The sequence below is a fragment of the Amycolatopsis sp. YIM 10 genome (assembly GCF_009429145.1).
Taxonomy (GTDB): domain Bacteria; phylum Actinomycetota; class Actinomycetes; order Mycobacteriales; family Pseudonocardiaceae; genus Amycolatopsis.
In genome coordinates, this window is the sequence record NZ_CP045480.1 from 6585694 (window position 1) to 6609030 (window position 23337).

The following is a 23337-nucleotide window of genomic DNA, read 5'->3' on the forward strand; positions in this document are numbered from 1 at the left end:
CGCCCGTTGTCCAGGCCGACCAGAATACGTCAGGTGAACGCCCGGTATCCGGAGGGTCTCGGATTTATGTCGGAGATCACCCGTCCAGGCGCTGGTGCTGTCCTAGGAGCGCTTTACCTGCTTCTTGCCGCCCGTCTTGGGTTTTTTCTCCCGAACTCGCACGTTGATGCGTACCGGAGTACCGGTGAATCCGAAGCGCTCCCGGAATTTCCGCTCGATGAAACGGCGATATCCGGCCTCCAGGAAACCGGTGGTGAACAGCACCAGCGTGGGCGGGCGAATACCGGCCTGGGTGGCGAAGAGCACCTTCGGCTGCTTGCCGCCGCGCACCGGCGGCGGGGTGGCCGCGACCAGGTCGGACAGCCAGCCGTTGAGCTGGCCGGTGGACACGCGCTGGTCCCAGGATTCGAGCGCGGTGCGCAGGGCCGGGGCCATCTTGCGCACCGAGCGGCCGGTCAGCGCGGAGATGTTCACCCGCTCCGCCCACGGCACCCGGACCAGGCCGCGCTCCAGCTCGCGCTCGAGCTGGTGCCTGCGGTCCTCGTCGACCAGGTCCCACTTGTTCAGCGCCAGCACGCAGGCGCGGCCGGCCTCGACCACCATGGTCAGCACCCGCAGGTCCTGCTCGCTGATCGGCTCGCTGGCGTCCAGCAGCACGATCACCACCTCGGCCGCGTCGATCGCGGTCTTGGTGCGCAGCGAGGCGTAGTACTCGGTGCCGCTGGCGGTCTGCACCCGCTTGCGCAGGCCCGCCGTGTCGACGAAGCGCCAGGCCTCGCCGTCCAGCTCGACCAGCGAGTCGACCGGGTCGACGGTGGTGCCCGCCACCGAGTCGACCACCGAGCGCTCCTCGCCGGTGAGCTTGTTCAGCAGGCTGGACTTGCCCACGTTCGGCTTGCCGACCAGCGCCACGCGGCGCGGCCCGGCCGGGCGCTCGGCGTCGCGCGGGGCCTCGGGCAGCGCCTCGACGATCTTGTCGAGCAGGTCACCGGAGCTGCGCCCGTGCAGCGCGCTGACCGGGTGCGGTTCCCCGAGGCCGAGCGACCACAGCGAGGCTGTCTCGGCCAGCAGGCGCTCGTCGTCGACCTTGTTCGCGGCCAGCAGCACCGGCCGCTCCGAGCGCCGCAGCACCTTGGCCACGGCCTCGTCGGTGGCGGTGGCCCCGACCGAGGCGTCCACCACGACGAGCACCGCGTCGGCGGTGTTCATCGCGATCTCGGCCTGCGCGGCCACCGAAGCCTGCAACCCGCTGGCCTTGGGCTCCCAGCCACCGGTGTCCACCACGGTGAACCGGCGCCCGGCCCACAGCGCGTCGTAGGCGATCCGGTCCCTGGTCACGCCCGGCGTGTCCTGCACCACGGCCTCACGCCGGCCGAGAATCCGGTTGACCAAGGTGGACTTGCCCACGTTCGGCCTGCCGACCACGGCGAGCACCGGCTGCGCCTGGGCGGTCTCCTCGTCACCGTCGGCACCATCGCTGATGTCGCCGTCCAGCACGGTGAACTCCGACTCGTCGGACCACGTGCCGTCTACCTCGGTCATGCCTGCTCTTTCCGTCCCTGCGCACCGATTCCGTGCGCCTCGCGCCACTCGTCGAGCGCTCGTACCACCGCGGCGAGCTCGCCGCGAAGCTGTTCCGTCGCCGTTTCCAGGCCGGCGCGGCCCTTGTCCACGGTCACCGTGAACGGTTCGCCCACCAGGATGTCCACCCGTGGCCGGAACCGGCGCCCGCCGTCGTCCGGCTTGCGGGTCCCCCTGGTCGCCACGCCGATCACGGTCGCGCCGGACGCGCGGACCAGCCAGGCGGCACCCCGCTCCGCATTGTCCACGTCGCCGGCGCCGCGGGTGCCCTCGGGGAACACCCCGACCGCCCCGCCGTCGCGCAGCACCGAGACCGCGGTCAGCAGCGGCGTCCGGTCGGGCGCACCCCGCCGGACCGGGATCTGGCCGATGCGGCGCAGACCCCAGCCGGCGGCCCCGGTGAACAGCTCCTGCTTGACCAGGAACGCGCAGCGGCGCGGCAACATTCCGTAGATCAGCTGCGGTTCCAGCATCGAGCTGTGGTTGGCGATCACCAGCAGCGGCCCGGTCCGCGGCACCCGCTCGACACCGTGCACCCGCACCCGGAAGCCGGGGCGGAAGCCGTACCGGCCGATCAGCTTGCCGATGTCGTGCAGCCAGGGCACCGCGCCTTCGGGCAGCGCCTCGTCCCGCCGATACCCCATCCGCCCCATCAACTCCGTGCTCGTGAACCTCTCATTCGAGGCGTGTCCAGTCGCTTGTACACTAAGTGAATCCCCGACGTGCACGACGACCGAGGTCAGGAACGCCTGTGAATCACGATGCTGGACATGGCATCTTCGCCGTCGTCGGCCTCGCCGGAACCGGTAAGTCCAGTGTGGTGCAACTGCTGCACGAGCTGCTCGGCGTCCCGGTGGTCTACTTCGGCGGCGTGGTGGTGGCCGAGGTCAGCAGGCGCGGGCTCAAGGTGACCGAGGAGACCGAGCGCGTGGTGCGCGAGGAACTCCGCGCCGAGCACGGCATGTCCGCCATCGCCCACCTCGCCAGCCGTGACGTCGACGAGCACTTCACCGCGCACGACGAGGTCATCATCGACGGCCTGTACAGCTACGCCGAGTACGAGCTGCTGCACGAGCGCTACCCGGACCAGCTCAGCCTGATCGCCGTGCACGCGCCCCGCGCGGTGCGGGAGGAACGGCTCGCCCACCGCCCGGTGCGCCCGCTCACCCCGGCCGAGATCCACTCGCGTGACCTGCGGGAGATCCGGACCCTGGACAAGGCGACCGCGATCGCGCTGGCCGACCACCACCTGGTCAACGACGGCTCGATGGCCGACCTGCGCCGCGACGTCGAGCGCACGATCACCGAGATCCGCGAGCGGCGCGGGGTACGGGCGATCGGCTGACCGTCCAGTTTGGACAGATGGCCCGCTTTCCCCGGTCCGATCCGACCTGATAACCCCCGTCACCGGGATCATGGGTTACCGTGGACAGGTGAACGTGGAAGTGACTCCCCTGCCCGGAATCGGCGTGCGCAAGGACTTCGCACTCCGCAGCGGGCGACGGGTGGGTGTGGTGAACCACCGGGACGGGCAGATCGAGCTCATCGTGTCCAAGTCCGATGACCCCGACGCCTGTCTCGCCGCGCTGCCGCTGACCATCGACGAGGCCGCCGCGCTGTCCAACCTGCTGGGGGCGCCCCAGCTGGTCGCACAGCTCAAGGAAGAGCACGCCGATCTGCCCGGCATCAACACCAAGCAGCTGCCGGTCGCCACCGGTTCGCCGTTCGACGGCCGCACCCTCGGCGACACCGCGCTGCGCTCGCGCACCGGGGTGTCGGTGGTCGCGGTGATGCGGGCCGGCCAGGTGCACCCCTCCCCCACCCCGGACTTCACCCTGACCGGCGGCGACCTGATGGTCACCGTCGGCACCTCCGAAGGGCTGCAGGCGGCCTACAAGATCCTCAAGAACGGCTGAGGGTCCTTCACCTGACGTTGTACCTGAATTACAGAGGCTGGAGAACGTGGACCACACCGCACTGGCCCTGATCGAGCTCGGCGGCGTGTTCTTCGTCCTCGGCGCGCTCGGCAGGCTGGCCGGCAAGATCGGCATGTCGCCCATTCCGCTGTACCTGATCGGCGGCCTCTGCTTCGGCCAGGGCGGGCTCATCCCGCTCGGTGACATCGGCGACTTCACCCATCTCGCCAGCGAAATCGGCGTGGTCCTGCTGCTGTTGCTGCTGGGACTGGAGTACTCCGCGGCCGAACTGTTCACCGGGCTCAAGCGCTCCTGGATGGCCGGCCTGCTCGACATCGTGCTCAACGCCGCGCCGGGCGCCGCGGTGGCGCTGCTGCTGGGCTGGGGCCCGGTCGGCGCGCTGGTGATGGCCGGGGTCACCTACATCTCCTCCTCCGGCATCATCGCGAAGGTGCTCGGCGACCTCGGGCGCCTCGGCAACCGGGAAACCCCGGTGGTGCTGTCCATCCTGGTGTTCGAGGACCTGGTGATGGCGCTGTACCTGCCGATCCTGACCGCGGTGCTGGGCGGGGTGAGCCTGCTCGGCGGCGCCAAGGCGGTCGGCATCTCGCTGCTGGTGATCACCGTGGTGCTGCTGATCGCGCTGAAGTTCGGCCGGTACGTCTCCGCCGTGGTGGACAGCCCCGACCGCGAGGTCTTCCTGCTCAAGGTGCTCGGCGCGGCGCTGCTGGTGGCCGGGATCGCCTCGGCCATGCAGGTCTCCGCCGCGGTCGGCGCCTTCCTGCTCGGCATCGCCATCTCGGGCTCCACCGCGGAGAACGCCACGCACATGCTGGAGCCGCTGCGGGACCTGTTCGCCGCGGTGTTCTTCGTGGTGTTCGGGCTGAACACGAACCCGGCCTCGATCCCGCCGGTGCTGGCCTGGGCGGTGGCGCTGGCGGTGGTGACCACGCTGACCAAGGTGGCCACCGGCTGGTGGGCGGCCAGACGCCAGGGCGTCGGCCGGATGGGTCGCGCCCGAGCCGGCGCGGCACTGGTGGCGCGCGGGGAGTTCTCCATCGTGATCGCCGGGCTCGCCGTCTCGGCGGGTGCCGTCACCGGGGACCTGGCCGCGCTCGCGACCGCCTACGTGCTGCTGATGGCCATTCTCGGCCCGACCGCGGCCCGCGTGGTCGAGCCGATCGCCAGGGCGCTGACCAGGAAGACCCGCTCCGAAGCCGCCGTCTCCACCACCTGACCGGCCACCGCGGTCACCGCGGCGGGCGGAACCGCTCGGGCGGCACCACCGCGATCGGCACGAGTTCGACCAGCAGTTCCGGCGCGACCAGCCCCGGTACCTGGATCAGCACGCTGGCCGGCGCGGTCTCGAGCGGGAAGTGGCGAGCGCGCACCCGCTGGATGCCCGGCAGGTCGGCGCGATCGAGGAAGTAGATCGTCATCGACACGATGTCGGCGAGTTCACCGCCGACCTCGGCGAGGACCAGCCGGACGTTGTCGACGGCCTTCTCCATCTGCGCCTCGACGTCCCCTGCGCCCACGACGTCACCGTGCTCGTCCCAGGCCACCTGCCCGGTGACGTGCAGCACGGCGCCCTCGCCCTGGACCACGCCCTGGGAGAACGCGCGGCCGTTCGGCTGCCACATCCCCGACGGGTTGAACCGGTGAGTCATCGTGCCCCCGAGCTACATGCCGACCGAACTGTGCAGTGAGCCGACTTCCTTGCGGGTCAGCGCGCGCAGGTGACCCGAGCGCAGGTTGCCGAGATGGATCTCGCCGACCGAGGTGCGCACCAGTTTCCGCACCGGGTGGCCGACTTCGGCGAGCATGCGGCGCACGATGTGCTTGCGCCCCTCGTGCAGCACGATCTCCACCAGCGTCCGCCCGGCCTGCATGTCCTTGACCCGGAACTCGTCGGCGCGCGCGGGGCCGTCCTCGAGTTCGATCCCGGCGCGCAGGCGCTTGCCCAGCCCGCGCGGCACGGTGCCCTCGACCTCGGCCAGGTAGGTCTTCAGCACCTCGAACGACGGGTGCATCAGCCGGTGCGCGAGATCCCCGTCGTTGGTCAGCAGCAGCAGGCCCTCGGTGTCCGCGTCGAGCCTGCCGACGTGGAACAGCCGCTCGGCGCGATCGCGCACCAGGTCGCCGACACACGGCCGTCCCTGGTCGTCGGTCATCGTGGTGTGCATGCCGCGCGGCTTGTTCAACGCCAGGTACACCAGCGTCTCGTCGAGCACCACGCGCGTGCCGTCGACCCGGATCACCACGCTGTCCGGATCGACCCGGCGCCCGAACTCGCGGACGATCTCGCCGTCCACGCTGACCCGCCCCTGGGCGATCAGGTCCTCGGCGGCCCGCCGCGAGGCGACGCCGGCCTTCGCCAGCACCTTCTGCAGGCGAACACCTTCGTCGTTAGCCGATGTCATCGATCGAATCCACTTCAGGCAGCAACGGAGCGATGGGCGGGAGATCGGTCAACGACGAGAGCCCCAGCCGCTCCAGGAACAGCTCCGTCGTCACGTACAGGTTGCCACCCGTCTCCGCGTCGGTGCCGGTCTCCTCGACCAGCCCGCGCGCGAGCAGCGTCCGGATCACGCCGTCCACGTTCACCCCGCGAACGGCGGCGACCCTGGCCCGGGTGACCGGCTGACGATAGGCGATGACGGCGAGCGTCTCCAAAGCGGCACGGGTCAGCTTCGCGCGCTGCCCGTCCAGCAGCAATTTCTCCACGAACGGCGCGTAGGTGTCGCGGGTGAAGTAGCGCCAGCCCTCACCGACACGGCGCAGGTCGATGCCGCTGGACCGCTCGGTCAGCCCGGTCGACATCGACTCCAGCTTCGAGGTGACCCGCTCGACCGGTTGCTCCAGCGCCCCGGCCAGCGACTCCTCGCTCACCGGCGAGTCGACCACCAGCAGCAGCGCTTCGATCGCCGACTCCAGCACCGCGTCGTCGGTGAGGTCGGGCGGACCCGACCCGCCGCGGACCGCGACCAGTTCCTCCTCCGGGTCCGGCGCGTCCACGTCCAGCATCTCTTCGGGGTTCACCCGTACTCCTCGTCCTCACTCCGGGCGCGGTCCTGCTCGGCCGCCGCGCTCGCCTGCTCCACCGATCCGCCGGTCCAGCGCACGTGCAGCTCGTCCAGTGCCTCGAGCTGCTCGAACTGCACGGTCGACTCGCGGTAGAGCTCCAGCAGCGCCAGGAACCGCGCCACCACCTCGATGGTGTGCTCGCAGTCGGCGACCAGCGCGGTGAAGGTGGCCGTACCCGCCTCGGCCAGCCGCAACCGCAGCAGCGCGGCGTGCTCGCGCACCGACACCTTGCCCATGTGCAGGTGGTCCAGCGACACCGTGGGCGGCGGCTTCGGCCGGAACACCGCCAGCGCGACCTCGGCGAACTTCGCCGGGTCCACGCCCAGCATCACCTCCGGCAGCAGCCCGAGGTAACGCTCCTCCAGTGCGACCGACCGCGGGTACCGGCGCAGCGCACCGGCCTCCAGCTCGGCGAACAACGCGGCGACCTGCTTGTAGGCCCGGTACTGCAGGACACGGGCGAAGAGCAGGTCGCGAGCCTCCAGCAGGGCCAGGTCGTCCTCGTCCTCGACCTCGGCGGCGGGCAGCAGGCGCGCCGCCTTCAGGTCGAGCAGGGTCGCCGCGATCACCAGGAATTCGGTGGTCTCGTCGAGGTCCCATTCCGCGCCCAGCGCCCTGGTGTAGGCGATGAAGTCGTCGGTGACCTGGTGCAGCGCCACCTCGGTGACGTCCAGCTGGTGCTGGGAGATCAGCTGCAGCAGCAGGTCGAACGGGCCCTCGAAGTTGGCCAGCCGGACCTTGAACTTCCCGGCCGCGCCCTCGTCCGCCGATTCCGGCCGGGGCTCGGGGTGCGGCGCCGGCTCGGTTTCGGTCATCAGCCGCCGGTCCCGCTCTCGGCGGCGTCGTCCGACCCGGCGGCGCGGAGCCGGTGCACCAGCACCGAGTCCTCGCCGAACTCGTCGAAGTCGGCCAGCAGCACGGCGACCGCCTCGCGGACCAGCCTGCCGCGGTCGACCACCAGCCCGTGCCCGCCACGCAGGGTGAGCCGGGCGTGCTCCATCGCGAGCAGCTCGTCACCGGAGACGTACACGGTGATCTTCGCGTCGTGCTTCTGGCGCGGGGTGCTGGTCCGGGCGGCCTTGGCCCCGCGCACCAGCCGTCGCGGCGGCTCCGGCGCGGGTTCCGGCTCCGGCTCCGGCTCGCGCGGTTCTGCCGGAACGGTCAGTTCGAGTGCGTTGCTGTTGCTGGTCAGGCGGAACAGTTCGGACGCGCCGGGCAGGGGAGCTCTCCTGCTCACCGGGCGATCACCTCGCGGGCCAGTGCGCGATAGGCCATCGCACCGGCCGACTTGGGTGCCCACGTAGTGATCGGTTCCCCGGCCACGGTGGTCTCCGGGAACCGCACGGTGCGGTTGATGACCGTGTCGAACACGGTCTCGCCGAATGCCTCCACCACGCGCGCCATGACCTCCTTCGAATGCAGGGTTCTCGGGTCGAACATGGTCGCGAGAATCCCGGTGATGTCCAGCTTGGGGTTGAGGCGTTCGCGCACCTTCTCGATGGTGTCGATCAGGAGCGCCACGCCTCGCAGACTGAAGAACTCGCACTCCAGCGGGATCACCACGCCGTCCGCGGCGGTCAGCGCGTTCACCGTGAGCAGGCCGAGCGAGGGCTGGCAGTCGACCAGAACATAGTCGTAGGTGTCCATGACCGGTCTCAGCACCCTCAGCAGCGTGTGCTCGCGGCCGACCTCGGCGACCAGCTGCACCTCCGCCGCGGACAGGTCGATGTTGCTCGGCAGCAGGTCGACGTTCTCCACCCCGGTCGAGCGGATCACGTCCAGGATGTTCACCGACCTTTCCATGATCACGTTGTAGACGGTGTTCTCGAGTTCGTGCGGCTGGATGCCGAGGCCGACCGAGAGCGCGCCCTGCGGGTCGAAGTCGACCAGCAGCACGCGGCGCCCGTATTCGGCCAGTGCGGCGCCGAGATTGATGGTCGAGGTCGTCTTGCCGACCCCGCCCTTCTGGTTGCACATGGCCAGGATGGTGGCCGGGCCGTGCTTGTCCAGCAGGGGCGGCTCCGCGATCTCGCGGTAGGGCCTCCCGGTGGGGCCGAGCCGATCGCTTGCCTTCTTGCCGTTGAGCGGTGGAACGAGTGCCTCCGAGTCCAGTTCGTCGTCGGAGAGCGTGTCTCCTTCGATCGCGATGGTCATCTTGCTGAGGCTCGCGGCGGCAGAACCTGCGGACTCCGACGCTCGCTCCGGCGGCTCCGATGTCGACATACCTCGAAAGCTCCTTGCTCAGCGGTCTGCCGGGAGCCTATGCGCGTAGCACGGGGGTGCAAAAGCGGCTCGCCGGGCGTGTCCGCACTAGTTGACCGCCGTCAGCCGACCGGGTGCCAGGGCCATTCGGCGTAGCCTGCCCGTTCAGCCCAGCGCGCGGGGGTGCGCCGTGGCGTAGATTTCGCGCAGCGTATTGACCGTGACCAGCGTGTACACCTGCGTGGTGGTCACCGAGGCGTGGCCGAGAAGTTCTTGGACGACACGCACATCCGCACCACCTTCGAGCAGATGTGTGGCGAAGGAGTGACGCAGCGTGTGCGGCGAGACCACGGCCTGGATACCGGCGCGTTCGGCGCTGGTCTTGAGCACCTGCCACGCGCTCTGCCGGGTCAGCCGCCCGCCGCGCGCGTTGAGGAACACCGCCGCGCTGCCCCGGCCCCGCGCGGCGAGCGAGGGCCGCGCGCGCACGAGGTAGGCGTTGAGCGCCTCGACCGCCGGGCGCCCGATCGGCACCAGGCGCTGCTTGCCGCCCTTGCCGTCGAGCCGGACGGTGCGCTCCTCCTGGTCGATGTCGTCGAGGTCGAGGCCGACCGCTTCGGAGATCCGCGCGCCGGTCGAGTAGAGCAGTTCGAGCAGCGCGCGATCGCGCAGCGGCCGGTCGCCCTCGGCGGGCGGGGTGTCGAGCAGCTTGAGCACCTGGTCCACCGGCAGCGCCTTCGGCAGGCGCCGCGCCGCCGCCGGCGGGCGCACCTCGCGCGCCGGGTCCTGCTCGGTGATGCCGTCGGCGTGGGCGAAGCGGTGCAGCCCGCGCACCGCGACCAGCGCCCGCGCCGACGAGGAGGCCGCCAGCGGCTGGTGCTCGTCGTCGCCCTCGCGCAGCGCGGCGCCGAACGCGGCGATGTGCTCCGGGCTGACCGCGGTGAAGTCGGTGACCCCGGCCGCCGCCAGGTGCGCGGCGTAGCGGCGCAGGTCGCGGGCGTAGCTGTCCAGGGTGTTCTTGGCGGTGCCCCGCTCCACCGTGAGGTGGTTGAGGTACGCCTTGATCACACCGGCTACCGCCCTGGGCACCGCGCCACTCTAGAGCAACGAACGCGACTCGACACCGGCGAATCACGCCACATACCACTCCGGCTTCCATTACCGTCGGTGAGGTGACCACATCGCCAGATCCGGATGCCGTGCGCATCGGCACCTTCGAGCGTGAGCAGTGCGTCAAGGCGCTCGGCGACCACTTCGCCGAGGGACGTCTCGAGACCGACGAGTACGAACAGCGGGTGACCGCCGCGCTCGGCGCTCAGACGAAGGCGGAACTGGCCCCGTTGTTCGCCGACCTGCCCGAGCCGCACCCGCCGGTGCTGCGCCCGCCGGGGCCACCGCCGGTGCCCGCCTACGGGCAGTTCCCGCAGCCGGTCTACGGCTACACCCCGGCGGCGCGCGGGCTGTCGGACAAGTCGAAGCTGACCACCGGGCTGCTGCAGATCCTGCTGCCCTTCGGCATCGGCCGGTTCTACTCCGGGCACGTCGGGATCGGCCTGGCCCAGCTGCTGGTCGTGCTGGTCACCTGCGGCGCGGGTGTGCTCTGGCCGATCATCGACGGCATCGTCATCCTGGCCAACGGCGGCTACGACGCCCAGGGACGCCGACTGCTCGACTAGACCCCGCCTCCGAAACCGTCACGGTTCCGGAGGCGGGGGTCAGTCACCTAGGACTTGCTCCGGGCGGCGAACCGGTTCGGGCGGTCCCGCCACGGCGCGTCCGGCGGGCGGGTCCGGGCCGCGCCGGAGAGCACCGCGTGCACCGCCAGCACCCCGGCCACGGTCGCCCCGTTGACCAGCTCGCCGTGCAGCGCCATCCGCACCGCCTCGGCCAGCGGCACCTTGCGGATCACCAGGTCCGCCTCCTCATCGCCGAGCACCTCACGGTCCACTTCGGACAGATCGCGGGCGAGGAACACCCGGACCACCTCGTCGGTGAAGCCCGGCGACGCGGCCACGTCGACCAGGGTCTCCCAGCGCTCGGCCCGCAGCCCGGCCTCCTCGACCAGTTCGCGCGCGGCCGCCGCCACCGGCTCCTCACCGGGGTGGTCGGTCAGCCCGGCCGGCAGCTCCCAGATCCGGCGGCCCAGCGGGTGCCGGTACTGGTGGATCATGGTCAGCGCGCCCTGCTCGTCGAGCGCGGCCACGGCCACCGCGCCGAGGTGCTCGACCACCTCCCGCCGCGCGGTGCCCCCGCCCGGCATGGCCACCTCGTCCACCCGCAGCCCGACCACGCGTCCGATGTGGACGTCCTCAGTGGACACCACGGTGAAGTCGTGGGTACCCGGTGCGGTCACGAGGAAGCGCCGACGGTCGACTCCGGCAGGGCCACCGGCAGGCGGTCCGCGGTGCGGTAGGCGACCACCGCGCGGATGAACGAGTCGAACAGCGGGTGCGGCCGGGTCGGCCTGCTCTTCAGCTCCGGGTGCGCCTGCGTGCCGACGAAGAACGGGTGCACGTCGGCGGGCAGTTCGACGAACTCCACCAGCCGGTCGTCCGGCGAGGTGCCGGAGAAGACCAGTCCCGCGTCGCCGAGCTTCTTGCGGTAGCTGTTGTTCACCTCGTAGCGGTGGCGGTGCCGCTCGGAGACCTCGGTCTGCCCGTAGGCCTTGGCCACCTGCGAACCGGGCAGCAGCTTCGCCGGGTACGCGCCGAGGCGCATGGTGCCGCCCATGTCCCGCTCACCGGCCACCACGTCGCGCTGGTCGGCCATGGTGGAGATCACCGGGTGCTTGGTCTCCTCGTCGAACTCGGCGGAGTTCGCGTCGGTGATCCCGGCCAGGTTGCGCGCCGCGTCGATCACCATGCACTGCAGGCCGAGGCACAGCCCGAGCACCGGCAGGCCGCGGGTGCGCGCGTAGGTGATCGCGCCGACCTTGCCCTCGATGCCGCGCACGCCGAACCCGCCCGGCACCAGCACACCATCCACATCGGACAGCAGCGCGGCCGCGCCGGACGGCGTGGTCAGCTCGTCGGAGGCGACCCAGACGATCTCCACCTTGGCGCGGTTGGCGAAACCACCGGCGCGCAACGCCTCGGTCACCGACAGGTACGCGTCCGGCAGGTCGATGTACTTGCCCACCACGGCAACGCGGACCGTCTCGGCCGGGTTGTGCACGCGGTCGAGCAGATCGCCCCACACCGTCCAGTCGACGTCGCGGAAGGGCAGCCCGAGCCGCCGCACCACGTAGGCGTCGAGCGCCTCGCGGTGCAGCACCTTCGGGATGTCGTAGATGGACGGCGCGTCCGGGCAGGCGACCACGGCCTCGGTGTCCACATCGCACATCAGGCCGATCTTGCGCTTCAGGTCGTCCGGCAGGTCCCGGTCGGCCCGGCAGACCAGCGCGTCGGGCTGGATGCCGATGTTGCGCAGCGCGGCCACCGAGTGCTGCGTCGGCTTGGTCTTCAGCTCGCCCGACGGCGCCAGGTAGGGCACCAGCGAGACGTGCAGGAAGAAGCAGTTGTCGCGGCCCACGTCGTGGCGCACCTGGCGGCAGGCCTCGAGGAACGGCAGCGACTCGATGTCGCCGACCGTGCCGCCGACCTCGGTGATCACCACGTCGGGGCGGCGGCCCTCGTCGTCCGGCTCGGCCATCGCCTGGATGCGCGACTTGATCTCGTCGGTGATGTGCGGGATCACCTGGACCGTGTCGCCGAGGTACTCGCCGCGCCGCTCCTTGGCGATCACCTGCGAGTACACCTGGCCGGTGGTCACGTTCGCCGAACCGTTCAGGTCGCGGTCGAGGAAGCGCTCGTAGTGGCCGATGTCGAGATCGGTCTCCGCGCCGTCCTCGGTGACGAAGACCTCGCCGTGCTGGAAGGGGTTCATCGTGCCGGGATCGACGTTGAGGTACGGGTCCAGCTTCTGCATGGTCACCCGCAGACCCCGCGAGGTCAGCAACTGGCCGAGGCTAGAGGCGGTGAGTCCCTTGCCCAGTGAGGAGGCGACGCCCCCGGTCACGAATACGTGCTTGGTCGTACGTGCTTGAAGCACCAAGGAGACTCCCGTGTTCAACTAGTCCTCACCGTCTGCCGGTCAGAACGCACACTCGGCCACCGGCGCTTCGCGTCCCGGCGCAGGAGTGTCGTCCACGGGCTTTTACGCTAACACGAGCGGCGGCGAGCGCCACCGCTGCCACACCCGCGCACGGAAGCCGAGGGGTAGGACACATGGCCGAAGCCGAGACCTGGACCGCACCGGAGAGTTCGCGATCACTGGACGCGACCGTCCGGGTACCGGGCTCGAAGTCGCTCACCAACCGGGCCTACGTGCTCGCCGCGCTCGCCACCGGGCCCACGCTCGTGCGCGAGCCGCTCGTTTCGCGCGACACCCGGTTGATGCTGGGCGCGGTGTCCGCGCTCGGCGGCGGTTACGCGGAAACCGAGGAGGGCACCCGGATCCGCCCGATCGAAGCCGGTTCCGGCGACGCCACGGTCACCCTCGGTAACGCGGGCACGGTGGCCCGGTTCACCCCGGCGCTGGCCGCGCTGGGCGGCCGGACCGTGCGGTTCGACGGCGACGAGGCCATCCGCCGCCGCCCGCTCGCTCCCCTGCTGGGCGCGCTGTCCGCGCTCGGCGCGCGGATCGACGACGAGGGCCGCGGCGCGCCGCCGTTCACCGTGACCGGCCGCGGCGGGCTCGCCGGTGGCGAGGTGGAGCTGGATTCGTCGGCGTCGAGCCAGTTCCTGTCCGCGCTGCTGCTGGCGGGCCCGGCGTTCGGCGAGGGCGTGCGCGTGCGCCTGACCGGCACACCGCCGAGCGAGCCGCACATCGAGATGACGCTGGACATCCTGCGCCGCTTCGGTGCCACCCCGGAACGCTCGGGCACCGAGTTCTTCGTGCCGCCCGCGGCGCTGTCCTGCCCGGACTTCACCGTGGAGCCCGACCTGTCCACCGCCGCCCCGTTCGTGGTGGCTCCCCTGCTCGCCGGTGGCTCGGTGCGGGTCGAGGGCTGGCCGGAGGAGACCACGCAGCCCGGCGACTGGCTGCGCAGCCTGGTCGCCGAACTCGGCGCGAAGGTGTCGCTGGACGAGACGGGCCTGACCGTCAGCGGTACCGGCGAGTTCGGCGGCGGGCAGTTCGACCTGCACGAGGTCGGCGAGCTGACCCCGGTCATCGCCACGCTGCTGTGCTTCGCGGACGGGCCGTCGGTGATCAGCGGGGTGGCGCACCTGCGCGGCCACGAGACCGACCGGCTGGCCGCGCTGGCCACCGAGCTGTCGGGCCTGGGCGCCGGCGTCACCGAAACCTCGGACGGCCTGCGCATCACCCCGGCTCCCATGCACGCTGGCGTCTTCCACACCTACGACGACCACCGCCTGGTCATGGCGGGCGCCGTCGCCGGTCTGCGCACCCCGGGCGTACAGGTGGAAAACCCGGCCACCGTCGGCAAAACCTTCCCCGGCTTCGTCGACGCCTGGACCGCCCTGCTCGGCAGCTGAACACAAATGTGGCTTCGGGGCGAACCTGCCCCGAAGCCACATTCATTTTCTGAATAGTCGCTAGCTGCCTTCGCGGTTCACGCCCGGTGCCGGGCTCTGGGCGTTGCCCGCGATGCCGTAGCGGCCCGCCGCCCCGTCCAGCTGCTCGCGCAGGGCCAGCACGGTGACCACCCGCCCGGCCGCGGTGTCCACGTTGTCCACAGTGGACAGGATCGAGGTGGCGGAGGTGTCCGCCCGCACCACACCCAGCGCGCCGGTGCCCTCGGCCGAAGCCAGGTCCCCGGCGAGCACGGTGCCCGCGCCGGAGCGGTCCAGCTGCGTGGCGAAGCGCGCGACCGTGGCCGCCCGGTCCCCCGCGCCGTCGCCGGTGGCCTTGCCACCGACCAGCACCACGGCCTCCTGCGCGGGCTTGACGTCCCCCGCGGTCTTGACGAACCCGCCGTCGGACAGCCCGCCCAGTGCCGCCGCCAGTTCGTCCGGAGTGGACTGCGGCTGCGCGGAATCCTTGTTCAGCAACAAGGTCGACCCGAGCAGCGCGCCGGCCAGCGTGCCCGGATCCCCCGCGGTCGGGAAGCTCACCCCGGCCGGCTGCAGCCGGGTGACCACCTGGCGCAGCTGGTCGGCCTTGGCCGGGTCGGCGAACGACTGGGTCAGCTGCACCTCACCGGTCACCGCCGCGCCCGACTGGCCGATCAGCTCCTTGAGCGCGTCCCGGTCGGCCGGTTTCGCGTCCTCGGTGGTGACCAGCACGACCGAACGCTGGTCCAGCTGCCCGGCCACGATCTTCGGCCCGACCGCACCGGCGAAGGCGTCGGAATCACCGAGCCGCGCGGTCAGCGCGTTGCGCTGGGCCTCCAGGTCGGACACCTGGCGGCCCAGCTCGGCCTTGTCGTCGGAGAGCCCGGACAGCAGCGGCCCGTTCAGCGCGGTGGAGCCAAGCACCACGCCGACGGCCAGCGCCAGGAACGCCGCCGCGATCGAAACGATGTGATAGCGCAGAGAAATCACGTGAAGAGCCCCTTGACCCAGTTCGTGAAGGACCGCCAGGTGTCGGTGATCCAATCGAGGTAGACCTCGCCGGCGTTGGAGACCAGCAGCGCGGCGGCGACCACCGCGAGCGCGGCCAGCACCAGGAACAGGATCATCCCGCCGGAGACCCGGCCGCGGTGCAGTGTGGCCACGGCCTTGCCGTCGACCAGCTTCGTGCCCAGCTTCAGCCGGGTCAGGAAGGTGGACGGGTTCGAACCGGACCGGCCGTGGTCGAGGAACTCGCGCAGCGTGGCCTGGAAACCGACGGTGACCACCAGACTCGCTTCGTGCGCGTCGGCCAGCAGCAGCGCGAGGTCCTCCGCGTTGCCCGACGCCGGGAAGGTGACCGCGCCGATGCCGAGGTCCTGGATGCGGGCCACGCCGGGCGCGTGCCCGTCCGGCTGCGCCGGGACCACCACCTCGGCCCCGCACTTGAGCGTTTCCGCCTCGATGCCCAGCGGATCGCCGACGATCACGTCGGGCGTGTGGCCCTGCGCGATCAGCGTGTCCGCGCCACCGTCCACACCGACCAGCACCGGCCGGTGCTCACCGATGTACTTCTTCAGCTTCTTCAGGTCCTCGGCGTGCCCGTTGCCCGCGGCGACCACCAGCACGTGCCGGTCCCGCAGCGACAGCCGCAGCTCCGGCACGCCGACCCCGTCCAGGATCAGCGTGCGCTCGCGGCGCAGGAACTCGATCGTGTTCGCCGAGAAGGCCTCGAGCTGGGTGGACATCCCGGCCTTGGCCTCGATCATCTGGTCGGCGACGCTCTCCCGCGTCTGCCGCGTGCCCGAGGCGACCTTGCGCTCACCGAGGTAGATGGTGTCCTCGTGCAGGCGCAGCTTGCTGCCGTCCTTGACGTTGCGCAGCACCGAGCCACCGGCCGAGTCGATCAGCGGGATCCCGGCGGCGAGCAGGATTTCCGGGCCCAGGTTCGGAAACCGGCCGGAAATCGACGGCGAGGCGTTGACCACGCCGGCCACTTCCGCGCGCACCAGCGCGTCCGCGGTGGCCCGGTCCAGGTCGAGCTGGTCGAGCACGGCGATGTCACCGGGGGAGATCCGGCGGAGCAACTCCCTGGTGCGCCGGTCGACCCGCGCCACCCCGGTCACGCCGGGACGGGTTTCGTCGTTCCGCGAGAGCAAGCCGGTGAGCTTCATGGGACCGATGGTGACAAATGTGCACGTGAGAAGGTGGCCGCCACGCCGGTACGCATTTCGAGAATCCAACGATCGGTGTGCGGTTCACTCCGCGTATCCCCCGTGCTGGGGAGGAATCACTATTTCGTGCGCTTTTTCTTCGACCCTTTCCGCCCGTCACGCGGAAGCCTGCTGAAGGAGTACTTGTCCGCGTCGGCCGCGGCGAGCAGTTCCTCCGCGTGCGCGCGACCGGTTTCGGTGTCGTCCATGCCGGCCAGCATGCGGGCCAGTTCCAGCACCCGCTCGGACTGCTGCAGCACCTTCACCCCGCTGCGCGTGATGCCGTCGGACATGCCCTTGTCCACCACCAGGTGGCGGTCGGCGAACGCGGCCACCTGCGGCAGGTGGGTCACCACCAGCACCTGGTGGCTGGTCGCCAGCCGGGCCAGCCGCCTGCCGATCTCCACCGCCGCGCGGCCGCCGACCCCGGCGTCCACCTCGTCGAACACCAGCGTCTGCACGGTGTCCGCGTGCGCGAGGACCACCTCGATGGCCAGCATCACGCGGGACAGCTCACCGCCGGACGCGGCCTTGTGCACCGGCAGCGGCGGCGCGCCCTTGTGCGCGCGCAGCAGCAGCTCGACCTCGTCGACCCCGTCCGGCCCGGCGTGCACCGTGCGGCCGTCGACCACCAGCGCGTGCGGATCTGACTCGTCGACCTCGCGCACGCCGACGGTCACCTCGATCTGCGCCTGGCCCATCGCCAGCCCGGCCAGCTCGGCGGTGATCTCCCCGGCCAGCTCGCTCGCCGCGACCCGGCGCGCGGCCGAAAGCTGGGCCGCGTGCTCGCCGAGCTGCTTGGCCAGTTCGTCGCGGCGCGCGGCCAGCTCGGCCAGCGCCTCCTCGGAAGTGTCCATCGTGGACAGTCGCTCGCGGGCGTCCTCGGCCCAGGCGAGCACACCGTCGATGTCCGCGGCGTACTTGCGGATCAGCTTCTTCAGGTCGGCCTGCCTGGCCAGCGACTGCTCCAGCCGCGCCGGGTCGGCCTCCAGCGATTCGAGGTAGCTGCCCAGCTCGGTGCCGACGTCGCCGAGCAGCACGGCGGCCTCGGCCAGCCGCGGCGCCATGTCGCGGAGCGCCTGGTCCTCGGCGCCGGCCAGCCGCCGCTGCGCCTCGCCGACCAGGCCGAGCGCGCCGGGGGCCTCCAGGTCGCCGTCCTGGGCGCCGGAGACCGCGTTGTGCGCCTCGGTGGCCGTCGCGCGCAGTTCGTCGATCGCGGACAGCCGCTTGATCTGCTCGGTGAGCTCGGTGTCCTCGCCGGGGGTCGGCTCGACCGAACTGATCTCGGTGAGCCCGAGGCGCAGCATGTCGGCCTGCTGGGCCAGCTCGCGCGAGCGGGTGGTGCGATCGGTCAGCTCGGTGACCACCGCCTGCCACTGTTCGCGGACGGCCCGGTACTGCTCGAGCGGCCCGGCGACGGCGTCACCGGCGAACCGGTCGATCACCGCGCGCTGCTCGGCCGGGCGCAGCAGGCGGAGCTGGTCGTTCTGGCCGTGCACGGCCAGCAGCTGCTCGGACAGGTCACCCAGCACGCCGACCGGCACCGACCGGCCGCCGAGGTGCGCGCGCGAACGGCCGTCACTGGCCACCGAACGCAGGGCGATCACCCCGCCGCCGTCCTCGACCTCGGCACCGGCGTCGCCGATGATGTCCAGCGCGACCTTGCCGGTCACCCCTTCGAAACGGCCCTCCACCAGCGCTTTCCCCGCACCGACGCGGACCTTCGACACCTCCGCCCGTCCTCCGGAGAGCAGGTGCAGCCCGGTGACCACCATGGTTTTGCCCGCACCGGTCTCGCCGGTGACCACGGTGAATCCCGGGTGCAACTCGAGCAGGGCGTCCTCGATGACCCCGAGGCCCTGGATGCGCATCTCGGCCAGCACGCCACCAACCGTAGTGCCCCGTCCGGGCGACGCGCGCCCGGCACTCGCAACAACGGCGAAGTTCCTGGTGAAAACCGACGCGAACGGGCCGTCAGCGTGGTTGGTGGCGGTCGCGTTCGCGCCAGCTCTTGACCGGCAGCGCGAACTTGTGCACCAGGCGATCGGTGAACGGGCCGTCCCACAACCGGGCCAGCCGCACCGGCACCCGGCCGGCCACCACGCGCACCCTGGCCCCGCGCGGCAGCTCGATGTGCCGCAGCCCATCGCAGGTCAGCACCGCCGTCGAGCCCTCGGGATCGATGCCGACGGTGATCACCGAGTTCCGCGAGACCACCAGCGGGCGGGAGAACATCGCGTGCGCGTTGCTCGGCACCACCAGCAGCGCCTCCACGTCTGGCCACATGATCGGCCCGCCGGCGGAGAAGGCGTAGGCGGTCGACCCGGTCGGGGTCGCGCACAGCACGCCGTCGCAGCCGAACGAGGACACCGGGCGGCCGTCGACCTCGATCAGCGCGTCCAGGATCCGCACCCGCGAACTGCGCTCCACGCTGGCCTCGTTGAGCGCCCAGGTGCGGGCGACGATCTCGCCGTCGACGGCGACCGTGACGTCCACGGTCATCCGCTCCTCGACCCGGTAGTGGCCCTCGACCACCCGCCGCACGGTCTCCTCGAGCGCGTCGGAGTCGGCCTCGGTGAGGAAGCCGACGCGGCCCAGGTTCACCCCGAGCACCGGCACCCCGGCCGGGCGGGCCAGTTCCGCCGCGCGCAGCAGGGTCCCGTCACCGCCGAGCACGAAGACCAGCTCGGTACCGGCCGCCGGATCGTCGTCCGGGGCGACCACGGTGCACTCAGGGGCGTGCCGGTCGGCCTGGACCAGCTGCCGGACCTCCTCGTCGGCCACCCGCAGCCGGATACCGGCCGCCGCCAGCTGCGCGGCCACCTCACGGGCCGCGCCGGCCGTGGCGTCACGATCGGGGTGGACGACGAGCAGCACTTCACGCCGAAGCGTCACGAAGGACCCTCCTGAACCGCGGTGCGGACCAGCCGGTCCACGTCCACGGTCGACTCGGCGGCCTCACGCCGCAACCAGATGAAGAATTCGACGTTGCCGGACGGGCCGGGCAACGGGCTCGCGACCACGCCCCTGGTGGCCAGGCCGAGTTCGGCCGCCGCGGCAGCCACCGCCAGCACCGCCTCGGCGCGCAGCTCGGGATCACGCACGACACCGCCGCTGCCCAGCCGGTCCTTGCCGACCTCGAACTGCGGCTTGACCATCGGCAGCAGATCCGCGCCGGGGTGCACGCACTCCGCGAGCGCGGGCAGCACCAGCTTGAGCGAGATGAACGACAGATCCGCCACCACGAGATCGACCGGGCCGCCGATCAGCTCGGGCGTCAGGTTGCGCACGTTCGTCCGGTCCAGCACGACCACGCGTTCGTCGGTGCGCAGGCGCCAGTCGAGCAGGCCGCGGCCGACGTCGGCGGCGACCACCTGGGCGGCCCCCGCGCGCAGCAGCACGTCGGTGAACCCGCCGGTGGACGCGCCCGCGTCCAGGCAGCGCTTGCCCTCGACGGTGAGCCCGTCCGGTTCGAACGCCTCGACGGCGCCGAGCAGCTTGTGCGCCCCGCGCGAAGCCCAGCCGGGGTCGTCCTCGTCACGCACCACGATCGCCGCGGCGGCCTCCACCCCGGTGGCCGGTTTGGTCGCGACCATGCCGCCGACGCTCACCTTGCCCTGCGCGATCAGCGAGCTCGCCTGCTCACGGGAGCGGGCGAGGCCTCGGCGCACCAGCTCCGCGTCGAGCCGTGCCCTGCGGGCCATCGGACTCAGACCTTGTCGATGCTGGAGAGCGCGACGGTCAGCTCGGTGTGCACGGCGTCGAAGCGCTCCACGTGCTCCGCGAGCGGGACCCGGTCCAGCTCGTTCAGCCCCGACACCGCCTCGTCGATCCCGGCGCGCGGGTCGATCTGCTGCGGCTGCGGCTGCTGTCCCGGCGGTCGCGGGACGGGGTGGTTCTGCTCCTGCACCCCACAACGCTAACCGATGAGGCCGAGTTCGCTGAGCGCGCCCTTCGCGGTGTCGTCGAGCGGCTTGACCTCGGTCACGCCGGTGTCCCACGCGGTAGCGCACAGCGCGCGCAGCAGGTCGAGCGGATCACTGCCGCCGTCGGCCCGGACCTGCAGAACGTCCTGCTCGGCGGTGATCACCCAGCCCGGCTTCGGCGCGATGAGTGTGGTCTCGGCGGAGTCGCGCAGGCCGGTGAGGTCGGCGGCGAGGAACCGTGCGCGCTCGGCCGGGATGGCGGCGATCAGGCTGGCCGGGGTGTCCACGCCGGTGAGCACCACCAGCGCGTCGAGCCCGGCCGCCACCGCGCCGGCGATGTCGGTGTCGAGCCGGTCGCCGACCACGAGCGCCCGGCCGTGGGCGGCGGTGCGCATGAGCGGCGCCTCCGGCTTGCCCGCGACGATCGGCTCGCGATCGGTGGCGCTGCGCAGGGCGGCGACCATCGAGCCGTTGCCGGGCAGCAGGCCGCGCTCGGTGGGCAGGGTCTTGTCGACGTTGCTGGCCACCCAGAGCGCGCCACCGCGGATCGCGATGCAGGCCTCGGCCAGGTTGCCCCAGCCGGTGTCCGGCGAGTGCCCCTGGACCACGGCTTCGACCTGGTCGGAGTTTTCGCGGACGGGCCGCAGGCCGACGGCCTCGACCTCGTCGCACAGCGCCTGCGCGCCGACGACGAGCACGTGCGCGCCGGGAGCGAGGCGCTCGGCGAGCACCTGCGCGGCGGCCTGTGAGCTGGTGTGCACCTCGTCGGGCTGGGCGTCGATGCCCATGCCGTTGAGGTGCTCGGCGACCGCGGCGGGTGCCTTGGAGGCGTTGTTGGTGACGAACCGCACCGCCGTGCCGGCGGCCCGCGCCTCACCGATCACCTCCGGCGCGCCGGGGATGACCCGTGCGCCGTGGTAGACCGTGCCGTCGAGGTCGAACAGCAGTGAGTCGTAGGCCGCCAGCAGTGCGTCACTCACCTTCGGCCTGCCCCAGCTCGGCCGCGCGCTCGGCGGCGTCGGTCAGCTCGTCGTCGTCGGCCTCGGCGGCGTGGAGGAACCAGCTGATCGCCTCGTCCCGGCGGCCGGCGGCGAGGAGGTTGTCGGCGTAGGCGTAGAACAGCCGCGCGCTCCACGGTTCGCGCTTGCGGGCGTCGAGGTCCTCGCCCTGGAGGGAGACGACGGCCGCGTCGAGCTGCCCGAGGTCGCGGCGCGCCCCGGCGGTGACGATCTTCAGCTCGATCTGCACATCCCGCCCGAGGCGGCTGATGTCGGCCTCCTTGGCCAGGTCGAGCGCCCGCTCGGGGCGGCCGAGGGCCCGCTCGGAGTCGGCGATGATCGCGATGTGGGAGTCGCTGCGCGTCATCCGGCGGACCGCGCGCAGCTCGGTGAGCGCCTCGGCCCACTTGCCAGAGTGGTAGGCGACCAGGCCGAGTGCCTCGCGCACGATCGGCACGCGGGAGGCTTTGGCCTTGGCGTACTTGGCGTGCTCGAAGGCGGCCTCGGGATCGGTGTCGATCAGCCCGCCGGCCGCGACCAGATGCTTGCCGACGGTCTCGGCCAGCCCCTTGGGCAAGGTCCGCAACTCGCGGCGAGCCTCCTCGTCGAGGTCGGAGAACTCGATGTCCTCGGGGAGTTCGGGCGCCTCGAGCAGCTCCTTGGCCAGCTCGGCGTCGTCCAGCACGCGCTCATCCCTCCGCGGCCCGGTACGAGGCTTGTACCCGCGGTCTTCACGAGGCTTGTATCCGCCTCGATCTTCACGGGGCTTGAAGCCACCGCGGTCGTCGCGGCTGGAGCCACCCTCGCGAGGCTTGAACCCGCCCCGGTCTTCACGAGACTTGAAGTCACCCCGGTCCTCGCGGGGCTTGTAACCGCCCCGGTCTTCGCGCGGCTTGGAGTCCTCCCGCGGCTTGAACCCACCGCGGTCGTCGCGGCTGGAACCACCCTCGCGAGGCTTGAACCCACCACGATCCTCACGGGGCTTGAAGCCGCCCCGGTCCTCGCGAGACTTGAAGCCGCCACTGCCTTCGCGAGGCTTGTAGCCACTGCCACCCTCGCGGGACTTGAAGCCGCCACGATCCTCGCGCGGTTTGAAGCCGCCGCCGCCTTCGCGGGGCTTGTAGCCACTCCCGCCTTCGCGAGGTTTGTAGCCACCCCGGTCTTCACGAGGCTTAAAACCGCCACGGTCGTCACGCGACTTGTAACCACCGCGGTCGTCGCGGTTGGAACCACCCTCGCGAGGCTTGAACCCACCACGGTCATCGCGGGACTTGAAGCCACCCCGATCTTCGCGCGGTTTGAAGCTGCCGCGATCCTCGCGCGGCTTGAAGCCACCCCGATCCTCGCGCGGCTTGAAGCCACCCCGGTCGTCACGCGGTTTGAAGCCACCGCCGCCTTCACGGGACTTGAAGCTGCCGCGGTCCTCACGGGGCTTGTAGCCACCGCGGTCGTCACGTGACTTGAAGCCGCTGCCACTTTCACGGGGCTTGTATCCGCCCCGGTCATCGCGCGATTTGAAGCCGCCACTGCCTTCGCGAGGCTTGTAGCCACTGCCACCCTCACGGGACTTGAAGCCGCCGCGGTCCTCGCGGGGCTTGTAGCCGCCGCGATCATCGCGTGGCTTGTAGCCGCTGCCGCCTTCGCGGGGTTTGTAGCCACCGCGGTCTTCGCGCGGTTTGTGGGGGGCGCCATCTCGGGGCTTGAAGCTCTTGTCGCCACGGGGCTTGTAGCCACCGCGGTCGGTGCTGCTCTGCCTGGTGGGGCGCCCACCGCCCTGTTGCTTGCCGCGGGGACTCGAGTCGCGCCGCCGCGGGCGACCGCCCTCGCGGTCGTCCTCAGAATCGCGCCGACCGAACTCGGACACCTGTCCTCCTAGCAGAGACCTCGAAAGTGGGAAAGGC

Annotated in this window: 24 protein-coding genes; 5 read left to right on the top strand and 19 right to left on the bottom strand. The window is 71.4% G+C overall.

What is annotated here, in order from left to right; all coding sequences use genetic code 11:
- Positions 1–102: 102 nt before the first annotated feature.
- Together der and YIM_RS31080 are read right to left on the bottom strand one after the other, a co-directional pair.
- Complete coding sequence (gene der, locus YIM_RS31075) at positions 103–1542, bottom strand: ribosome biogenesis GTPase Der (RefSeq protein WP_153033710.1); 1440 nt, start codon at positions 1540–1542, stop codon at positions 103–105.
- Entirely contained in the window at positions 1539–2234 is a 696-nt protein-coding gene (locus tag YIM_RS31080) for a 1-acyl-sn-glycerol-3-phosphate acyltransferase (RefSeq protein WP_153033711.1), read from the bottom strand. Before YIM_RS31080 ends, der begins: the two co-directional genes overlap by 4 nt.
- 98 nt (positions 2235–2332) lie before the next feature.
- On the opposite strand from YIM_RS31080, the gene YIM_RS31085 reads away from it, so the two are divergent.
- The 3 genes from YIM_RS31085 to YIM_RS31095 all read left to right on the top strand — a co-directional run bounded on the left by YIM_RS31085 (position 2333) and on the right by YIM_RS31095 (position 4734).
- On the top strand, positions 2333–2926 hold the full coding sequence (locus YIM_RS31085; RefSeq protein ID WP_194239803.1) for an AAA family ATPase: 594 nt from the start codon (positions 2333–2335) through the stop codon (positions 2924–2926).
- Between the two features lie 88 nt (positions 2927–3014).
- Positions 3015–3497 (top strand): cation:proton antiporter regulatory subunit, encoded by a 483-nt coding sequence (locus YIM_RS31090; protein ID WP_194239804.1) that lies wholly within the window; start codon positions 3015–3017, stop codon positions 3495–3497.
- Between the two features lie 46 nt (positions 3498–3543).
- Entirely contained in the window at positions 3544–4734 is a 1191-nt protein-coding gene (locus YIM_RS31095) for a cation:proton antiporter (RefSeq protein ID WP_153033714.1), read from the top strand.
- Positions 4735–4747: 13 nt separating this feature from the next.
- Here the strand turns inward: YIM_RS31095 and YIM_RS31100 are convergent, their stop codons facing one another.
- From YIM_RS31100 to xerD, 7 genes are all read right to left on the bottom strand, one after another.
- Complete coding sequence (locus YIM_RS31100; protein ID WP_153033715.1) at positions 4748–5167, bottom strand: RidA family protein; 420 nt, start codon at positions 5165–5167, stop codon at positions 4748–4750.
- 12 nt (positions 5168–5179) lie between these two features.
- Positions 5180–5920: a pseudouridine synthase gene (locus YIM_RS31105; protein WP_153033716.1), complete on the bottom strand. Its 741-nt coding sequence runs from the start codon at positions 5918–5920 to the stop codon at positions 5180–5182.
- Positions 5907–6539: an SMC-Scp complex subunit ScpB gene (gene scpB / locus YIM_RS31110; protein ID WP_228004117.1), complete on the bottom strand. Its 633-nt coding sequence runs from the start codon at positions 6537–6539 to the stop codon at positions 5907–5909. The genes YIM_RS31105 and scpB overlap by 14 nt, the downstream gene beginning before the upstream one ends.
- On the bottom strand, positions 6536–7399 hold the full coding sequence (locus tag YIM_RS31115) for a ScpA family protein (RefSeq protein ID WP_153033717.1): 864 nt from the start codon (positions 7397–7399) through the stop codon (positions 6536–6538). The genes scpB and YIM_RS31115 overlap by 4 nt, the downstream gene beginning before the upstream one ends.
- The gene (locus tag YIM_RS31120) at positions 7399–7821 is read right to left on the bottom strand and encodes a cobyrinic acid a,c-diamide synthase (protein WP_153033718.1); all 423 of its coding nucleotides are present in this window, start codon (positions 7819–7821) and stop codon (positions 7399–7401) included. Before YIM_RS31120 ends, YIM_RS31115 begins: the two co-directional genes overlap by 1 nt.
- On the bottom strand, positions 7818–8807 hold the full coding sequence (locus YIM_RS31125; protein WP_153033719.1) for a ParA family protein: 990 nt from the start codon (positions 8805–8807) through the stop codon (positions 7818–7820). The genes YIM_RS31120 and YIM_RS31125 overlap by 4 nt, the downstream gene beginning before the upstream one ends.
- 144 nt (positions 8808–8951) lie before the next feature.
- Entirely contained in the window at positions 8952–9854 is a 903-nt protein-coding gene (gene xerD, locus YIM_RS31130) for a site-specific tyrosine recombinase XerD (RefSeq protein WP_153037359.1), read from the bottom strand.
- 104 nt (positions 9855–9958) lie between these two features.
- Here xerD and YIM_RS31135 point away from each other — a divergent pair, with 104 nt between their 5' ends.
- Positions 9959–10462, top strand: coding sequence for a DUF1707 domain-containing protein (locus tag YIM_RS31135; protein ID WP_153033720.1), 504 nt, complete (start codon positions 9959–9961; stop codon positions 10460–10462).
- Positions 10463–10509: 47 nt separating this feature from the next.
- On the opposite strand, the gene YIM_RS31140 is transcribed toward YIM_RS31135, so the two are convergent.
- Together YIM_RS31140 and YIM_RS31145 are read right to left on the bottom strand one after the other, a co-directional pair.
- Positions 10510–11139 (bottom strand): NUDIX hydrolase, encoded by a 630-nt coding sequence (locus YIM_RS31140; RefSeq protein ID WP_153033721.1) that lies wholly within the window; start codon positions 11137–11139, stop codon positions 10510–10512.
- A complete protein-coding gene (locus YIM_RS31145; RefSeq protein ID WP_153033722.1) occupies positions 11136–12839 on the bottom strand; it encodes a CTP synthase in 1704 nt (567 codons plus the stop codon). The genes YIM_RS31140 and YIM_RS31145 overlap by 4 nt, the downstream gene beginning before the upstream one ends.
- 173 nt (positions 12840–13012) lie before the next feature.
- Here YIM_RS31145 and aroA point away from each other — a divergent pair, with 173 nt between their 5' ends.
- Positions 13013–14284, top strand: coding sequence for a 3-phosphoshikimate 1-carboxyvinyltransferase (gene aroA, locus YIM_RS31150; RefSeq protein ID WP_153033723.1), 1272 nt, complete (start codon positions 13013–13015; stop codon positions 14282–14284).
- A gap of 60 nt (positions 14285–14344) precedes the next feature.
- Here aroA and YIM_RS31155 read toward each other — a convergent pair whose 3' ends face one another.
- The 8 genes from YIM_RS31155 to YIM_RS31190 all read right to left on the bottom strand — a co-directional run bounded on the left by YIM_RS31155 (position 14345) and on the right by YIM_RS31190 (position 23300).
- Positions 14345–15292: a copper transporter gene (locus tag YIM_RS31155; RefSeq protein WP_153033724.1), complete on the bottom strand. Its 948-nt coding sequence runs from the start codon at positions 15290–15292 to the stop codon at positions 14345–14347.
- Positions 15289–16473 (bottom strand): putative cytokinetic ring protein SteA, encoded by a 1185-nt coding sequence (gene steA, locus YIM_RS31160; RefSeq protein ID WP_153033725.1) that lies wholly within the window; start codon positions 16471–16473, stop codon positions 15289–15291. The genes YIM_RS31155 and steA overlap by 4 nt, the downstream gene beginning before the upstream one ends.
- A 119-nt stretch (positions 16474–16592) precedes the next feature.
- Entirely contained in the window at positions 16593–18395 is a 1803-nt protein-coding gene (gene recN / locus YIM_RS31165) for a DNA repair protein RecN (RefSeq protein ID WP_194239805.1), read from the bottom strand.
- A 91-nt stretch (positions 18396–18486) separates the two neighbouring features.
- A complete protein-coding gene (locus tag YIM_RS31170; protein WP_153033726.1) occupies positions 18487–19407 on the bottom strand; it encodes an NAD kinase in 921 nt (306 codons plus the stop codon).
- Positions 19404–20216, bottom strand: a complete 813-nt coding sequence (locus tag YIM_RS31175) for a TlyA family RNA methyltransferase (protein ID WP_153033727.1) — start codon at positions 20214–20216, stop codon at positions 19404–19406. The genes YIM_RS31170 and YIM_RS31175 overlap by 4 nt, the downstream gene beginning before the upstream one ends.
- A 5-nt stretch (positions 20217–20221) precedes the next feature.
- Complete coding sequence (locus tag YIM_RS31180; protein WP_153033728.1) at positions 20222–20422, bottom strand: hypothetical protein; 201 nt, start codon at positions 20420–20422, stop codon at positions 20222–20224.
- Between the two features lie 9 nt (positions 20423–20431).
- Positions 20432–21418, bottom strand: coding sequence for an HAD-IIA family hydrolase (locus tag YIM_RS31185; protein WP_153033729.1), 987 nt, complete (start codon positions 21416–21418; stop codon positions 20432–20434).
- Complete coding sequence (locus tag YIM_RS31190) at positions 21411–23300, bottom strand: hypothetical protein (RefSeq protein WP_153033730.1); 1890 nt, start codon at positions 23298–23300, stop codon at positions 21411–21413. The genes YIM_RS31185 and YIM_RS31190 overlap by 8 nt, the downstream gene beginning before the upstream one ends.
- Positions 23301–23337: the final 37 nt, after the last annotated feature.

Coding starts and splice junctions, on each gene's coding strand:
- YIM_RS31175 (WP_153033727.1), bottom strand. CDS start 20,216: ATGGCCCGCAGGGCACGGCTCGACGCGGAGCTGGTGCGCCGAGGCCTC.
- YIM_RS31105 (WP_153033716.1), bottom strand. CDS start 5,920: ATGACATCGGCTAACGACGAAGGTGTTCGCCTGCAGAAGGTGCTGGCG.
- YIM_RS31100 (WP_153033715.1), bottom strand. CDS start 5,167: ATGACTCACCGGTTCAACCCGTCGGGGATGTGGCAGCCGAACGGCCGC.
- der (WP_153033710.1), bottom strand. CDS start 1,542: ATGACCGAGGTAGACGGCACGTGGTCCGACGAGTCGGAGTTCACCGTG.
- aroA (WP_153033723.1), top strand. CDS start 13,013: ATGGCCGAAGCCGAGACCTGGACCGCACCGGAGAGTTCGCGATCACTG.
- YIM_RS31080 (WP_153033711.1), bottom strand. CDS start 2,234: ATGGGGCGGATGGGGTATCGGCGGGACGAGGCGCTGCCCGAAGGCGCG.
- steA (WP_153033725.1), bottom strand. CDS start 16,473: ATGAAGCTCACCGGCTTGCTCTCGCGGAACGACGAAACCCGTCCCGGC.
- YIM_RS31115 (WP_153033717.1), bottom strand. CDS start 7,399: ATGACCGAAACCGAGCCGGCGCCGCACCCCGAGCCCCGGCCGGAATCG.
- YIM_RS31125 (WP_153033719.1), bottom strand. CDS start 8,807: ATGTCGACATCGGAGCCGCCGGAGCGAGCGTCGGAGTCCGCAGGTTCT.